A 16,197-nucleotide genomic window follows, 5' to 3' on the forward strand; every position below is an offset into this window, starting at 1 on the left:
CGATCGCTACATACTCTACATGGAACCCGAGGAGAGCACATGTCCCGTCGTGAGGAGTTGCTGAACGCGGCCATGAACTACGTGGGGGAGCACGGCCTCGCAACGCTCACCCTGCGACCCCTCGCCGCCGCCTTGGGCACCAGTGACCGGATGCTCGTGTACCACTTCGGCAGCCGCGAGGGGCTGGTGGTGGCACTGCTGGACCGGGCATTCGCAGACCTTGCCGTCATGTGGCGGGGACGTCAGGTCGCCAAGCCGTCCGATCTGGTACGCGTACTGTGGCATGCCCTCGCGGAACCAGGGGCCCGTGTGGCCGTGCGGCTGTATCTGGAAGCGGCCTCGCTGGCCGAAACGGACGAGCTGTGGCGCGAACGGTTGGTGCCGGCCACGTCGTCCTACCTCCGCACAGCGGAGCAGTGGCTCGTCGGCGCCGGCATGTCTCCCGTCGCCGCCCCGGGCGCCGCCCGCCTCGCATCCGCAGCCCTGGACGGCGTGCTGTTGCAGCTGGGTATCGACGGCGACCGGGTCGCGGCAACGGAGACGGTGGAGCTGCTGGCGCGCCAACTTGATCATCTGGCCGGCTGAGTTCGTGCGGTGTTACCGGCTGAGGCTGGATTCTTCCGACCGGTTTTGAAGCGATCGATTCAAAACATGCTAACGTCCCTTCCTCGAGGGCGGTCGTCATCGCCGCCTTCATTTTGAAGCGTTCGATCCAAAATGGAAGGGGGAGTCATGCCGATCGCCGTCTACGTCCTGGAGCTTGGCATCTTCACTCAAGGCACCTCCGAGTTCATGCTCTCCGGGCTGCTCCCCGGCATGGCCGCTGACCTCGGGGTTTCGATTCCTCAAGCCGGGCTGCTCATCTCGGCCTTCGCCATCGGCATGGTCGTCGGCGCACCCCTGCTCGCCGTCGCCACCCTCAATCTTCCCCGCCGTACTGCCCTCGTCCGGCTTCAGGCCGTGTTCGTGGCCACGCACATCGCGGGCGCGCTCGCTCCCGGTTACGGCTTCCTCTTCGTGACCCGCATCGTCAGCGCCCTTGCCTACGCCGGGTTCTGGGGCGTCGCCGTCGCCACCGCCGTCACGCTCGTGCCCGAGAGCGCCAAGAGCCGGGCCGTCGCCGTCGTCGCCGGTGGCCTCACCCTCGCCACCATCGTCGGCGTCCCCGCGGGCACCTTCCTGAGCCAGCACGCCAGTTGGCGCGCCGCCTTCTGGGCCGTGGCCGCGGCGACCGTGGCCAGCCTTGTCTGCACTCTCGTCGCCGTCCGGGCCGATCACGGCACATCCGGTGACGCGCCCCGCTCGGTGCGGGCGGAGCTGCGCGGCATGGCCCGGCCGCAGCTCTGGCTCTCGTACGCCATCACCGCCTTCACCTTCGGCGCGGTCATCGTGACCTTCAGCTATCTCGCGCCGTTGCTGACCGACGTCACCGGCATCGGTGAGCAGTGGGTGCCCGCGCTGCTGGCGCTGTTCGGCGCCGGCGGTCTGCTCGGTCTCGTCATCGGCGGGCGCACCGCGCACGCCCACCCGCTCGCGACCCTCGGCTGGGGGCTCGGTGTGCTCGCTGCGGTCTCCGTGCTCCTCGCCCTGGCCGCGCACAGCGCGATCGCCGTCACCGCTCTGGTCTTCCTGCTCGGCACCGCCGGGTACGTCACCAACCCGGCGCTGCAGTCGCGGGTCTTCGCGCTCGCGCCCGACGCCCCCACCCTCGTCGGCGCGACCAACACCGCCGCCTTCAACGTCGGCAACACCTTGGCTCCGCTCCTCGGCGGCCTCGCGATCGACGCCGGCCTCGGGTTCACCTCCGTCGCCTGGGTCGGTGCCGGCCTCGCCGCCGCCGGATTCGCGGGCGTCCTCGGAGCCGTACGCATGCGGCGGAACGCTTCCGCATCCACCGGGTCCCTTGAGCCTCGTACCCGTGCCGTGGTCTGACCGCCGCACCCTGAAGAACCTCAAGAAAGAGACAACGCCATGACCTCTTCCCCCACCCGCGTCACCGCTTCCCCCGACTGGTACGCCCCGACCCGCATCTCGCTCGGTGTGCGCGTCGGTGACCTGGTCTTCACCTCCGGCCAGGCCCCCGTTGACGACCACGGCGCCACGGTCGCGCCCGGCGACTTCGCCGCACAGGCCCGGCAGGCCATGGCGCACGTCGGCGCCGTCCTGGAGCGCGGCGGATCCGGCCTGGAGCGGCTGGTGAAGGTCACCGTCTTCGTCACGGACATCGCGTACCAAGAGCTGTACGGGGCAGTGCGCGACGAGTCGTACAGTGCGCCCTTCCCCGCCGAATCGTTCGTCCAGGTCGCCGCGCTCGCCGATCCGGAATGGCTGGTCGAGATCGAGGCCGTGGGCGCCGTGCGCTGAGCCGACGCCCGTCAGAGTGTTTTGTACTGCTGTTACAAAACCTCTAGAGTGGGCCTATGGCCAGGCCACGGCAGTTCGACGAGGACCGCGTCATCAGCGCGGCCATGGAAACCTTCTGGCGCCAGGGCTACGAGGGGACCTCCACCCGCGACCTCTGCGAGAGCACCGGGCTCGGGCCGTCCAGCCTCTACAACTCCTTCGGCGGCAAGCGGCAGCTGTATCTGCGCGCCCTGGAGCGCTACTACGAGACCGCCACCACCGAGCAGGTCGAGCTCCTGGCCGGGCCCGGGACCGGCCAGGAGCGACTGCGCGCGCTGATGGTGCACGCCATCGACGCCGATGTGCCCCCGGGCGAGGATGGCGGCGCGGACGGGCCGCGTGGCTGCTTCGCGATCAGCGCGGCGATCGAAGCCGCGGCGCTCGATCCGGACGTACGGAAGGTCGTGCGGCGCACCTTCGACCGCGTCGAGGACGCGATCCACACGATCGTTGTCGAGGGGCAGGCCGCCGGGGAGTTCCGTACCGGCATCGATGCGCGCACTCTCGCTCGTCAGGTTCTGAGCTCGTACTACGGGCTGCGGGTCCTGGGGCGCGTCCACGAAGAGCGGGATCTGCTGTTCGCGACCGCGCTCGCCACTTTGGACTCACTGCGGGCGCGCTGAGTCCCTCCTCAGTGCGGGGCCCGGCTCGAGTGCCTCAGAAGGCGAGGACCTCCACGCGGCCGGACGCAGCGGTGGACACGGACCGGGGCGTCGTGGGGGAGGCCGGTCCTGAACAAGGTCCGTGTCCCTCGTCTTGACCGCGTACGGGCCGACAAGAACTCTTGGTCGCGGCCATCAACGTGGCTGTGACCAAGACTTTCGGCAGGGGAGTGGGAGGGGCTGTCAGCGGTGGCCCAGCACGTTGACCACCCGTCCGCCGGGGTCGCGAACGAAGAACCGCCGCACGCCCCACTCCTCGTCCTGCAAGGGGTGAATGATCTCCGCACCGCACTCCCGCATGACCGCGTAAGCCGCATCCACGTCGTCCACCTCGATGCTCATGTCGGGGGCGACAGGCGCGGTCTTGTCGCTGGTCATGACACTGATCTGTGCTGCCGGGCTGGACGGGGAAGCGAGCGTCATGATCCAGCCGTGGTTCATGACCTCCTCGAAGCCCAGCAGGCCGTAAAACTCCCGGCTCTCCTGCGCGGCCTCAGACCGGATGTTGGGCACGACACGGCGAACGGCCATCGATGACTCCAAACGAGAACGGATCTGCCTTGTGTCTCTCCAGGAGTACTACGGCACGTCCGCCGGCGCACGCACTTTCGATACGTCGTTCCCTGGCGCTCCGGCCACCGGTGCATCCGTAGCCGCGTTGACGACCAGTGAGGGCACGACGTCCGGGATTGTGGCCTGTGGGGCCCGGCCCGGTCGAGTTGCCCGGAGTTTCGCCACTTCGCTCTCCCTCATCCGGACAGCCTCCGGCTGCGATCACCCGGCCGGTTCCACGGGCAGACGGTATTCGGCGCCGGCCGTCGGGATGCGAACGCCGGTGGCTCGCAGGTGGCCGGTCCGGGTCTGGTAGGCGGCGCCGCGCATCAAGTGTTCCGCCATCACCGCGGCCTCGCGGCGGGCGGGCGCTGCCAGGGCCGTACCGGAGGTCCAGGCGTTGAACGCCCCCATCGCCGGGCCGCACCAGACCTGCCAGTCTCCCGCGCGGTCCGGCGCTCCTGTGACGGCCCACCGGGACGTCATGCCGAGGTACCAGCGGAACACCATGGCCATACGGTGCTTCGGGTCGCGCTCGGCCCGGGCCAGCCAGTCGGGGTGGTGCTCCTTGAGGTAGGCGGCCGTGTCCTGCCATGTCCGGTCCAGCGACCGGCGCAGCACACGCTTCTCCAGACGCTGCCGTTCGGTGTCCGGCAGTTCGTCGAGGCCGCCGTGCTCGTGGTAGAGGCGGTACAGGAGGCCGGCGCGGGCGGGGAACATCGTGCCGCGCCCCAGCACCTGGACCTGGACGCCCTGTTCGAACATGTCGGCGGCCGGCGCCATGACGTAGTCGGCGATCCCCGCCTGCGCCAGCAGCCGCTTGACCGCCTCCGACGTGTCCGCCTCCACTGCGGCCTGGTTCACCGAACCGGTGACCACGTAGTCGGCACCGAGCGCGAAGGCCGCCGCCACGGCGTGCGGTGTGCCGATGCCGCCCGCAGCCCCCATGTGTACCGGCGGCATGCCGTCGCCGCACTGCCGTGCGACCCGCGAGCGCACCCGTGCCAGCGCGGGCAACAGCACGGTCAGCGGCCTGCGGTCCGTGTGGCCCCCCGAGTCGGCTTCGACCGTGACGGCGTCGGCCATCGGCACTGCACGGGCCAGCCCGGCCTGCTCGGCGGTCACCCGGCCCTGGTCTCGCAGCATCCGGACCAGCGCCTCCGGCGCCGGCCGCAGGAACATCTCCGCCGTCTCCTCCCGGGAGACCTTCCCGATGACCACGTGCTCTGCCCGGACGCCGCCCGCCCGATCGCGCCGCAGCCCGGTGAGGCGGTAGCGCACCAGCTCCGGCGTGAGCCGGACGAACGCCGACGCCTCCACGCACCGCACCCTGTGCCGCAAGCACAGGTCCACCACGATCCGTTCCAGGTGGGGCGCCGCCGGGCTGTGGATGAGGTTGCACGCGTACGGCCGGTCGCCGAGCTGCCGCGCCAGCTCGCCCAGCGCCGCGTCGATCCGCGCCTCCGGCAGCCCCGCCGCACCGAACGCCGCGAGGAGGCCGGCCCGGGACAGGGCAGCCACCAGGCGCGTACCGGCGATGCCGCCGGCCATGGCCCCCGCCATGTACGGCAGGCGCACGCCGTGCCGACGCAGGAAGTCCGAGGATCCGAGCCGCTCGGGCGGCATCGCCCCCGCAGTGGCCAGCACCTCGGCTCCCTGCGGCGGCACATGGCACATGCCCGCCCGGCCCCCGCTGCGCACCAGGTGGCAGGGGGTCTCCAGCAACGACAGCACCCGGTACACGCCTTCGGGGTCACTGTGCACGGCGGTCGCAGCGGGCGTTGCTGTCCTGGCGGGCACTGCGGTCATGCGGTCGTACGGTCCGTCAGACACTGCCCTTCCTTTCCATCAGACACCGCCTCCGTCGGACACCGCCTCCGTCATCACTGCCCACCTGTCATGCACTGCCCTTCCGTCACGCGCCGCCCTTCCGGCCTGCCGGCCGGTTTCCGAGGACGATGTTCCGCACGTGGTAGATCCGCAGGTCGTCGCGCCACACGCTGCCGTCGGCGCGGATCAGCAGCCGGTCCCGCTTCCGGGTCACCTTCCGGATGTGTACCTCGCCGCGCACCTGCTGGTGCTCGGGCAGGATCTGCGCGCCGTAGTTCCAGCTCAGCTGCTCGCCGGTGACGAGCCCGAGCTCCGGGTCCGGCAGGCCGCCGGTGAGCCCGGTGTGCACGGCGAACGCCTGTACCTGCTGGAACAGCATCTGCACGCCGGCCGAGCCGGGCATCACGGGGTCACGGAAGAAATGGTGGTGGAAGTACCAGTCGTCCGCGCGCACCGGCTTGGTGCACAGCACGTACCCCGCTCCGTGGTCACCACCGCCGGGCACCAGCACCAAGTCTTCCAGCAGCGCCAGCCGTCCGGTGCCCAGCCGTGCGTCGCCCCGCGCGTCCACGCGGCGCAGACCGGCCGGCGGCGCCCCCTGCCGGTCCAGCCACGGCGGGACACAACGGCCGTTGTCCATGCCTTGCTGAAGGTCCAGCACCTCCTGTGTGAAGTAGCCGTGCAGCGCCTCGCCCTTGTAGAACGGCAGGCCGCCCGTGCTCAGTTCGAAGCGGTAGCGGTGCAGCGTGGCGCCCGGCAGGTCGGTGACCGACAGGACGGTGAGACGCTGGGTGACGGTCGTGCCGCGGGGGTCGGCGTCGCGCAGCAGCGTCCCCTTGCCGTTGAGGTTGCGGCACACGTACGGCACGTCGGGGTGCTGGAGCGCCACGCCGAGGGTCAGGGCGCTCAGCAGACCCGCCGGCTGCAGCGAGATCTCCATCAGGGCCAGAGCCGGAACCGACCGCGTTCCGTTCTCCCTGCAGTACCACGGGTCGGGCGGCATGTCGTATTCGGTGACGCCATACGCACCCGTCATGTCCGCTGCCGTTCCCTGTCTGACCTCCACTCCACGGTCGATCATCAGGAAGTCGCCCCTGGGCAGGCGGGGGCGTACCGGGCACAGTTCCGTGCCGAGCTGCCCGCTCGCGGCGACCAACTGCGCCACGTCCCCCTCGGACGCGTGCGCCATGTGCATTTCCGTGGAGTACGCCGGGCTGCCGGCGGAGGTCAGCCGGATGCCTGCGTCGCCGACATGGAGCAGCGGCTCGCACTCCGGCCTGCCGTACAGCGCCACGCCCACGTCCCGCAACCGGGCCACTGTCTCCCCCTCCGCCGAGGTGACCTCCGCGTCGGCGGTGACGAAGGGGCGGGGGATCCAGCCCGCCTCGCTGATCTCCACTCGCAGCCCCAGCGGCCCGTCCAGCGGGCCGAGCAGTTCTACGCGGGCCGTGCCGCCCGGCACGGGAACGGCGTGTGCTCCCGGCAGGCACAGGTGGACACCCTGGTGGAAGAGGTACACGCGCAGCACCTCGCTGACGGCCTCCAGTGTGAAGGGCCAGTCGTCGCCGTCGCCGGCTGGCAGGGTGGTGGCGGTCAGGAGGCCCTGCCTCCAGTGTCCGCCGCGTGGCGAGATCGAGCCCACCTCCTCCAGGAGGCGCTCGGGCCACGGTTCGGGCCGGAGCCCGGGCGCCACGTGCTGCTGGCCGAAGGCACTGCCGAGAACCGCCGCCACGTCACCGCGTGCAAGGGCATCGAGGTCGCCGGCTGTCAACCGGTCGACGGACGTACGGGCCGGCGGCTTGAACTCCCGGGGGTAGCGGGGAACGCCGAGCCTGTCCTCCACGTTGCTGCCCGCCGTACCGGCGGACACGGTCAGGAGCGTGCGGCCGTTGCCGTCGCGGACCTCGCAGCGTGCCGGGGCGCCGGTCCCGCCGGGGTGGCACGAGGGGCTCAGGGGCACCGGCCCGGAGGGCGGCAGCTCGTGCCATGCGACCTCCACGTGCCCGGACGTCAGGGCCCCGGTCTCGCGCAGCCGCCGCTCCGCCGCGCGCACGACGACGGCCGGTCCCCCGAGCCGGGCCCAGTCGGTGGTGGGCGGGGTGGAGGCGGCGGTGCGGGCAGCAGGCTCGGGTTCTGCGCTCCGGGCGTTGCCCGTCATCTTTGCCGACCACTCGGCCTTCAGGGTGTTCAGAGCGCGGCCGTAATCCGCGGCGCCCGGGACCTTTGCCTTTGGCGGCGGTGCGGGGCGCTGCGGTGCCTGCCGGGGCACTGCCGGCGCGAGGACGGCCGGAGGAGATGCGGCCTCGGGTGGTGTCTGCGGTGGTGCGCCGTGCGGTGCGGGGGAACCCAGGTGCCGCAGCTGCCAGGCGCTGATCGCGCGGTGCGCCTCCACGACGGCCGCGTGCGCCCGTTGCACCTGTTGTGCCATCCGTACGGCCAGGGCGTCCATGTCCGTGACGTCGTGGAGGTCCCGCACGGCCGGTACGGGCCGTGCGGGCGGTGCCGTCGTTGTCGGCGACGGCACTCCGGCGTGCGGGTCTGCATCAGGGCTGATGGCCTGAGCAGCGACGGGGCGGGAAGCGACGGGCCGCGTAGCGAGGGGCTGGGGAGCATAGCCCACAGGGGTGCCTTCGAAGCCGAGTTCGTCCATGGCGCCCGCCTTCACCCGGTGCCCGTACGGCCGGCCGCCGCCTGGGAGGAACGGTAGGTGGCGACCAGGCGGCCGGCCTGGGCCTCGTTCACGTCGAGCATCCGCAGCTTGGTCCACTTCTGCAGGACCCGGCCGCCGGGCTCGCACGCGGTGACGGTGCAGTGCGTGTCCAGCACGGACGTCTTGACGGCCTCGGCGATGACCACGAACGGCTCGTCGTCGGGCAGGGGTGCATAGAGCTCGACGTGCTCGGCGCTCACGGGGATGCCGCCGCTGCCCTTGATCCGGTGGGTGATCAGCGCGGCTCCCTGCAGCAGCAGGTCGGAGAGCGCAGGGCTGAACAGCTGTCCGGCGTACGCCCCGCAGGCGAACGCCGGGTCGCGGAGCCGGGCGGACAGCACGAGCCGCTCCGCGCTCTCTTCGAGTACGTCCCGCAACCCGGCCAGGGACGGTCCGTGGAAGATGGTCCGCTCGGTGTAGCAGGGGTGCGGGGTGCCGGTGGGCTCGTACGGGGGGAGGTCGAGGCGCGGCGCTTCCCCGGGCTCCTCGGCACACACCACGACACCCTCGAAGCTCGTCCGGCCGTCCTTTCCGTCCGCGTTGGCCATCCGCGCCCGGACAGCGCCGGCCTGCTCGTCCGGTGCCAGGTGGAAGCACACGGCCCGCGGGTGGTGGCCGTCGAGGTACAGGCCCCGGACGATGCGGACGTCCCGGCACCGAACGGCCGTCAGACCGCCGCCCTGTGCACGCTCCACGGTGTGCAGGACCGCTCCGAGCAGCCCGGTCATCGGCACCAGCGGATGGCCCGCCAGACGGTGGTCGCCCAGCATCGGCTCGTCCTCCAGGCCCGTGAGCGAGCGCACGGCGGTCAGCCCCTCGGCCGGGAGGGCGTCGGACCGGCGCAGCCAGGGGGCCGTCGGCCCCACCACGGTGACCTCGCCGCCCGGGTGCCCGGGGCCCATCAGGCCGCGGAAGTATGCCGTGCCCGCCTCGCGGGAGAGCACGGGGACGCCGGCCTGGCTGTACAGGCGGTGGACGGCCTCGGCCATGCCGCCCTCCCACGGCCCCCAGACAATGGGAGTCGCCCGGAGGGCCGGGTACGCCGTCTGCATCGCGCAGACGTGGCGGATCATGCCCTCGTTGGCGAGGGCGTAGTCGGCCTGCCGTACGTTGCCCCACAGGCCCGCCACCGAGGCGAACACCACCAGGTGCCGGAGCCGTTCGGGACCGAGTGCGTCGAGCAGATGCTGCAGGCCGGAGAGTTTCGTCCCGATCACCGGTGCCGTGGACTCGGCTGTCATCTCGGCCAGTGGCCGGTCACCCAGCACGCCGGCCGCGTGCAGCACGCCCGTGATGCGGTCCGCGTGGGGTGCCAGCGCCGCCCGCACGGCGGTGGCGTCCTGAACGTCGGCGCTGACATAGTCGGCCCGGACGCCGCGCGAGCGCAGTGCCTCCAGCGCCGGCCGGACGCCGTCGTCCTCTTCGGGCCTGCGGCCCATGATGACGTAGCCGCACCGATGGTCCTCCGCCAGGGCTTCCAGGCACCACGCCGTGATGCCGCCGGCTCCGCCCGTGACCAGCAGGGTGTCATCCTCGGTGAGACCGGCCGGGTCGCCGGGGCCGTGCGGCAGAAGCCGCTGCGGACGCACCGACAGGGCCGGGGTGCGCCGGTGCTGCCCGTCCCTGCCCACCTCCAGCACGTCGGTGGCGACGTCCGCGATCTCCTCCAGCAGTGCCTCGCCCACCGCGTCGGGCGCCATGTCCGGGGCGAAGTCGAGCGCACGGCAGAAGACCGGGGCCGCCTCCAGTGCGGCGGACTTGACCATGCCCGCCAGACCGCCGGCGAGAGCAGCCACGGGCTCGCCGCCGGAGCCCGCGTACCCCAGACACCCGTCGAGCTGTGTCACCGTGATGAACGCCGCTCGACGGCCCTCCCGTGCGGCCTCCAGCAGCACCGCCCTCGCGCGCTTGGCGAACAGCAGCCCGTGCGTCAGCCTGTTGACCGCCTCGTCGACGTTCGTGGTGCGTGAGCGGCTCAGCGGCAGCAGGCACAGGTCGATGCGGCCGGCCTCGCTGAGAGCCTCGGCGAGGCGGTCGCGCAGCTCACCCTCCGACCAGCCGTCCAGCAGGTGGGTGCCCCGATCGCCGGCGGGCACGCCGGGCGCCGTCAGACGCCGCACGCTCCACCCGCGGCCGGCCAGCGCTCGCCCGAGGCCGGCGCACAACTCGCCGCCGTCGTCGAGCATCAGGGCGCACGGCTGCTCGTGGTGGACGCCGGTGAGGACGTCCACGGGCGGCAGGGTCCGCAACGATACGTACGCCTGGCCCAGGGGCACGCCGCCGGAGTGCCGCAGGCCGGACCGCGGAGAGGTGAACAACTCCTTGAGCATCGTGCTCAGATCGCCGACCGTACGGGCCTCGCTGAAGCGGAAGAGCTCCTCGCGCTTGATCACTGGATACCGGCGCCACACCTCCGCACCGATCTCCACCTGTTTGAGGGAGTCGATGCCCAGATCCTCCTGGATGTGCATGTCCGGCTCCAGCATGCTGACGTCATAGCCCGTCTTGTCCGCGACGATTTGGCGGACGACCCGCTCCGCCTCCTCGGGGTCGACGTCCGTGATGTCCTGGAGGGGGGTGCTGAGCGTCCTGTCGTCGGCCATCAGCGCGGCCAGGGCCGACCGGTCGTCCTCCTCCGGGCCGGTGCCGGGCCCACCGCCGGTGCCGGGCCTGCCGCCGGAGTCCGGCGTCCGGTCGGTGCCGGGCTTCCCCTCGACGGCGAGCGTCCGCTCCGGGGCCTCCACGCCGTCCGCCCGGCCGTTCGCCGTCCGCAGTACGGGGGGTGCCACCGAGGCCGCTGGTGTCGTGCCTGTTCCGCCCAGCAGCTCGGCGACCACCTCGCCCGCACGGGCGTGGGCCTCACCCACGGCCAGGCTGTGCTCGGTGATCGCGCCCACCGTCGTGGCCAGGGCCGCATCGGGGCCGTGTCCGTTGCCCGTACGGGAGCGCAGCAGCTCCACCAGCTCCCGCTGGGTCGCCAGCTGACCGTCGAGATAGCGGACGTGGGCGGCGAGGTGGTCGGCCGCGGCCCGGGCCAGCGGGTCGGCCGCTGCTGAGGAAGCCGGCACACCGCCGGCGGCATGGACGAACGGCCTGGTGACGGGTTGGCCCTCCTGCTGCCGGAGCCGCTCCTGGCGGGCCTTGAGCGCGAAGTTCGGCCCCTCCAGCACCCTGGACACCGCCGACGGGGGCGGTTGCTCGGCGGGCGCCGGGGCGTCGTACCGGTTGATGCCGGCCACCGGCCTCCCCAGCACGGCCAGGCGCAGGGCCGCCTCCTTCAGCACGGCGGCGCTGTCGGGTCCCTTCTCGCCCCTGTCGCACGGGACCGCCACCACCGCGTCGGCACCGAGCGTGCGCTCCACCAGGCGGGTCAGTGTGCTGCCGGGCCCGAACTCGACGAAGACCCCGAAGCCGTCGGCCCGCAACTGCCGCAGCCGCTCCACGAAGTCCACCGGCTGCAGCAGCTGTTCGGCCAGCGTGCGCCGGTCGGCCTCCGGACCCTGCCCGTATCGCGCACCCGCCGCACCGGCGTACACGGGAACGGCGGGTGCGGCGAAGTCCATCCGTGCGCAGGCCTCGGCGAACGGGCGGACCGCGTGCCCGACGAGCGGGGTGTGGAACGCGGCGGCCACCGGGAGCCGCTTCGCCGGGACGCCCCGTTCCGCACAACGGGACATGAAGCGCTCGACGGCCTCGGTTGGTCCGCCCACGACCTGCTCGTCGGGCGCGTTGCGGTTGCACACCGCCACCTCGGGGTGTGCGGCGAGAAGACCGGCAACCGCCCCGTCCTCCGCCCGGACGACGGCCATCGCCCCCGGGTCCGACCCCGCCTCCGGCCGTTCCTCCATCGCCCGTCCCCGGGCCCGTGCCAGCGACCGGAACGCGTCGTCGCCCAGCACTCCGGCCGCCCACAGCGCCGTCAGCTCACCGAAGCTGTGCCCCAGCACACCGTCCGGGGCGAACCCCAGCTCCCGCAGGAACCGGTACTGCCCGGCCGCCAGGGCCCCGATCGCCGGCTGGGCGTAAGAGGTGCGGTTCAGCCGCTCGCGGGCCGCGCGGGAGGTGTCCTCGTCGCCCGGGGGCGGGAACACCGTCCGGGCCAGTGTCTCCCCGGGCGGGAAGAGGGCGTTGGCCTCGTCGAAGGCATCCCGCAGAGGCGGAACCGCCAGCAGCGCCCGCAGCCCCATGTCCAGGTACTGGTTGCCCTGTCCCGTGAACAGCGCAGCCACCTTTGTACCGGCCGTCAGCGCCTTACGGCGGTAGTGCACGCCCTCGGCGAGCCGCCACGACTCCTCGTCCGCGCCACTGGTGCGAAGCCTCTCGACCGCGGCTGCCAGCAGGCGCGCCCGGTGCTCGTCGTCCGCTGCGACGAACCCAAGGCGGGCGTGGTCCGGGGGGACGCGGCCGTCCTCGGCCGGATCCGCACCGCCTTCGAGGAGGGAGAGCAGCCGGCCGGGCTCCGGGGCGTGCCACAGGCAGGCCCGCGGCACCGAGTGCAGCGCACTCTCCTGCCGCCCGCCGCCGTGGTGTTCCTCCAGCACGGCGTGGTAGTTCACCCCGCCGAACCCGAAGGCGGACACGCCCGCGCGCCGCACCGGGCGGCCCGGGTCGCGCACCCACGGCCGGGCGGTGGTGTTGACGTAGACGGCACCGTCCGCGGTGACCACCGGCGCAGGTGACTCCACATTGACAGTGGGCGGCAGCACCTTGTGGTGCAGGGCCAGTGCCGCTTTGATCATCCCAGCCGCGCCGGCCGCCGCCTTCGTGTGGCCCACCTGCGACTTGATGCTGCCCACGGCCACGTGCCGGCTGTCCCCGGGCACGCTCATGAGCTCGTTGAGCGTCGTGACCTCCACCTCGTCGCCGGTGGGGGTGCCCGTGCCGTGCGCCTCCACCAGCTCCACCGAGTCCGGCGGGCAGCCGGCGTCCTCGTACGCACGCCGCAGCGCCACCGACTGGCCGTCCTTGCTGGGCGCGTAGATGCTCTTGGCCACGCCGTCGCTCGAACTTCCCAGCCCGCGCAGCACCGCGTAGACGCGGTCCCCGTCGCGCTCGGCGTCGGCCAGCCTCTTGAGCGCCAGCATCCCGATGCCCTCGCCGATCAGCGTGCCGTCGGCCTCGGCGTCGAAGGGCCGCACCCGGCCGCTGAAGGACAGTGCCGGCGTCTTGCTGAAGCACATGAACGACACGATGGAGTTGTCCGCGTCGCATCCGCCGGTGATCATCAGGTCGGCGCGGCGGCAGACCAGTTCGTCGACCGCGGCCCGCACCGCCGCCAGCGAACTGGCGCACGCGGCGTCCACGGTGTGATTGGCCGCCCGCAAGTCCAGACGGTTGGCGATCCGCCCGGACACGACGTTCCCCAGGATCCCCGGGAAGGAGTCCTCCGTCCACGCCGGGAGTTCGTGCAGGTAGTCGCGCGCTGCCTGCTGCGCTTCCTCCTCGGACACGCCGCGGGAGCGGATCGCCTTGACCAGGAGGGGCGCGAGCAGCCGGGCCGCGAGCGGCATGAGGGTGGTGTTGGTGCCGCACACGCCCAGCACCACGCCCGTACGACCCGGGTCGTACCAGTTGTCGCGACCGCAGGCGCCGTCGCTGAGCACCTCGCGCGCCACCATCAGGCTCAGCAACTGGACGAGCCCGGTGGAGTCCAGCGTCTTCGGCGGCATGCCGAACGCCATCGGGTCGAACCGCACCGGGGTGAGGAAGCCGCCGCGCCGGCCATAGGTCTTGTCGGGGGCGAAGGGGTCGGGGTCGTAGAAGTCCTCCGGGTCCCACCAGGCGGGGGGAACCTCCTCGGTGCAGTCGCGGCCCGCCACGATGTTGTCCCAGAACGCGCGGACGTCGCGGGCCTTGGGGAACATCCCGGCCAGCCCTACGATGGCCACTGGGTCCCGGGACAGACGACGGTCGAATTCCTGCGGCATGGTGCGGTCCCCCTCTGCCCCGGCAGCCCGTTCCGTGCGACTGTCGTACATGCTGCCCAGCCGTCGACGCGAAGACGCTGCAATCACCCTCATGGGTGAAAGTCGGGCCCACCCGTACGATTCCGGACCGCACCTTCGAAAGCCTGCGGCAGGAAAGGTGCTGGGAGTGCGCGAGTGCCGGCGGCCTCGTCGGCCACGACCCGACGCCCCTTGGTGCACATTCAGTGCCGACGGAGGGGGTCGGCGACGCTCTCGCACGCATGATCGCTACAGGTATCGGATGAGTGAATGTCCAGCCTGGTCCGCTAGACGCGGCCGGGCTGGAAAAGCCTTATCACCAGCGGTGGTTCAGCCATCGGCTGATGCCTGTCCTTCGCCACCGCAGCGGCGCATGAGCCGGGTTCCTCTGCTTGACGGCGGAGGCTGCCTTCGAGGACGCAGCCCTCGACCCGACCCTGCCGGCCCGTGAAGACGTGAAGAGGAGTGACGCGATGCCCGTCGTGACGCTGGCGTTGACCGCAGCGCTCCTCCTGACCGACCTCGTTGCCCGCGCGGTCGTCCACCGGCACCACTTCGGTGAGAACCCACTGCGCTGGCCCGCCGGTGCGTTCCACTGGTGCATAAGCGTGATCCGCGGCGGAGCCGTCCTGGTCACAGGCGTCGCCGCCCCCCTCGCCGAGCTCGTCGGCCCCCGCCTGGCAGCTGAACTCTCAGGCCTCAACCCGGTACCCGGGCTCGTCGGCTTCCACTCGCTGGCCGAGCTCGCCGCCCTGCACCCGGTGCCGGCGCTGGACGAGCCCGCCTTGCAGATCGCCGGAGCTGCACTGGCCGGTGCGAACATCGTTGTGATCTTCGTCTGCCAGCACGCCATGGGGCCCTCCTTCCGTCTGACGATCGACCCCGGCGAGAACCCCGCCCTGGTCACCGGGGGCCCGTTCGGCCTGGTGCGCAACCCCGTCTACGCCGCACTCACCACGATGACCGCAGCCCTCGCCCTGACCCTCCCCAACCTCCTCGCCCTGGCCGGTGCCACCGCCATGCTCATCGGCAACGAACTCCAGGTTCGCTGCATCGAAGAGCCCTACCTCACCCGCATCCATGGCACCGCCTACCAGGAATACGCCGCACGAACCGGTCGCTTCCTGCCCCGCCTCGGACGCCTGCGCTGAGACGACTTCTCGCCGATGGGAACGGGTGACGGGCAGCAGGGCAATACCCCCCCGCCTCGTAGGCCCGCCGCTATGGTGTCGCCACGTTGCTGACCCGCCGGGATCCGGCCGAGTGACGGCGTTACCGCCCGGCCGTCCCCAGGGTCTGGTCGGCCGTTGCGAAGTGGTGCTCCGTCGGCTTCAGCACTTCGTAGAGGTGTCCGAAGTAGTCCGTCTTCGCCGCTCCCGTGAGCACCGCCGAGAGGAAGGCCAGGCACCCCATGTCGTGGTGCTCCCACAGGGGGCCGCGCCCCTCGTTGTAGAGCACGGTCCACTCGTCGGGATGCTGACCGGGCCGCGCCAGCCAGTACAGGAACGCCCCCGTGCCTTCCTCGAATGCCCACGGCAAGAGCTTCGCCCCTTCCTCCTGGAGATGGGCGGGCTTGTCCTCGAACTCCCACAGGCCGCTCAGGATCTCGTCCCGTTCCGTCGTCTGCGTGTGCAGGTCGCAGTCCTCGTAGGCGGAGCCGGGGACGAGCAGCCAGATCGTCTCGTCGAAGATGCCGTCGCCGTACGTCTCGACTAGCTGCTTGTAGTCGGCGGGCAGCACCGTACCGAGGGCGCGCTCGGCTCGGGCCCAGTCCACTGCGGGTGGCGGATCGGCGGGCGGTGGGCAGAGACGGACGAGCGCGTCGAGGGTGATCACGGAACGGACGCTACCGGAGAACCAGCCGGGTCCCATGGGCGAGTGGGCAGGCAGGGCCTCGGGCCGGTCTATGGCGAAAATCCGGCCACGCAGCCCCCGGAGCACGCCGCTGATGGCGCCCACCTGCGTTTCGCCCCCGCCCCGGCAGTAACACGCCAGCGACTATCGGACATTTATTCGGCTCCTCTCGTGAGGATTCGAGCAAGTGGGGAGTATCTGTGTGTTTCCTATGGGGGGTGTGTGACGAGTGTTGCGATCT

General features: G+C 71.7%; 10 protein-coding genes. 5 read left to right on the forward strand and 5 right to left on the reverse strand.

Features of this window, described 5'->3' with window-relative positions; genetic code table 11:
* The first annotated feature begins 39 nt into the window (after positions 1 to 39).
* The 4 genes from B7P34_RS01250 to B7P34_RS01265 all read left to right on the forward strand — a co-directional run bounded on the left by B7P34_RS01250 (position 40) and on the right by B7P34_RS01265 (position 3,026).
* A complete protein-coding gene (locus B7P34_RS01250; RefSeq protein ID WP_106673852.1) occupies positions 40 to 585 on the forward strand; it encodes a TetR/AcrR family transcriptional regulator in 546 nt (181 codons plus the stop codon).
* A gap of 147 nt (positions 586 to 732) precedes the next feature.
* On the forward strand, positions 733 to 1,932 hold the full coding sequence (locus B7P34_RS01255; protein ID WP_106673853.1) for a Cmx/CmrA family chloramphenicol efflux MFS transporter: 1,200 nt from the start codon (positions 733 to 735) through the stop codon (positions 1,930 to 1,932).
* Between the two features lie 39 nt (positions 1,933 to 1,971).
* Positions 1,972 to 2,364: a RidA family protein gene (locus B7P34_RS01260; RefSeq protein ID WP_106673854.1), complete on the forward strand. Its 393-nt coding sequence runs from the start codon at positions 1,972 to 1,974 to the stop codon at positions 2,362 to 2,364.
* 56 nt (positions 2,365 to 2,420) lie between these two features.
* A complete protein-coding gene (locus tag B7P34_RS01265; protein WP_106673855.1) occupies positions 2,421 to 3,026 on the forward strand; it encodes a TetR/AcrR family transcriptional regulator in 606 nt (201 codons plus the stop codon).
* 222 nt (positions 3,027 to 3,248) lie between these two features.
* Here B7P34_RS01265 and B7P34_RS01270 read toward each other — a convergent pair whose 3' ends face one another.
* The 4 genes from B7P34_RS01270 to B7P34_RS01285 all read right to left on the reverse strand — a co-directional run bounded on the left by B7P34_RS01270 (position 3,249) and on the right by B7P34_RS01285 (position 14,084).
* Positions 3,249 to 3,596, reverse strand: coding sequence for a VOC family protein (locus tag B7P34_RS01270; protein ID WP_106673856.1), 348 nt, complete (start codon positions 3,594 to 3,596; stop codon positions 3,249 to 3,251).
* A 243-nt stretch (positions 3,597 to 3,839) separates the two neighbouring features.
* On the reverse strand, positions 3,840 to 5,450 hold the full coding sequence (locus B7P34_RS01275) for a PfaD family polyunsaturated fatty acid/polyketide biosynthesis protein (RefSeq protein ID WP_223267362.1): 1,611 nt from the start codon (positions 5,448 to 5,450) through the stop codon (positions 3,840 to 3,842).
* 82 nt (positions 5,451 to 5,532) lie between these two features.
* Positions 5,533 to 8,097: a 3-hydroxyacyl-ACP dehydratase gene (locus B7P34_RS01280; RefSeq protein ID WP_146166680.1), complete on the reverse strand. Its 2,565-nt coding sequence runs from the start codon at positions 8,095 to 8,097 to the stop codon at positions 5,533 to 5,535.
* An 11-nt stretch (positions 8,098 to 8,108) separates the two neighbouring features.
* Positions 8,109 to 14,084: a type I polyketide synthase gene (locus B7P34_RS01285; protein WP_106673859.1), complete on the reverse strand. Its 5,976-nt coding sequence runs from the start codon at positions 14,082 to 14,084 to the stop codon at positions 8,109 to 8,111.
* Between the two features lie 491 nt (positions 14,085 to 14,575).
* Here B7P34_RS01285 and B7P34_RS01290 point away from each other — a divergent pair, with 491 nt between their 5' ends.
* On the forward strand, positions 14,576 to 15,253 hold the full coding sequence (locus B7P34_RS01290; protein ID WP_106673954.1) for a methyltransferase family protein: 678 nt from the start codon (positions 14,576 to 14,578) through the stop codon (positions 15,251 to 15,253).
* A 121-nt stretch (positions 15,254 to 15,374) separates the two neighbouring features.
* On the opposite strand, the gene B7P34_RS01295 is transcribed toward B7P34_RS01290, so the two are convergent.
* Positions 15,375 to 15,938: an SMI1/KNR4 family protein gene (locus B7P34_RS01295; RefSeq protein WP_223267363.1), complete on the reverse strand. Its 564-nt coding sequence runs from the start codon at positions 15,936 to 15,938 to the stop codon at positions 15,375 to 15,377.
* Positions 15,939 to 16,197 lie beyond the last annotated feature (259 nt).

This window comes from Streptosporangium nondiastaticum, from assembly GCF_003011965.1.
Taxonomy (GTDB): domain Bacteria; phylum Actinomycetota; class Actinomycetes; order Streptomycetales; family Streptomycetaceae; genus Streptomyces; species Streptomyces nondiastaticus.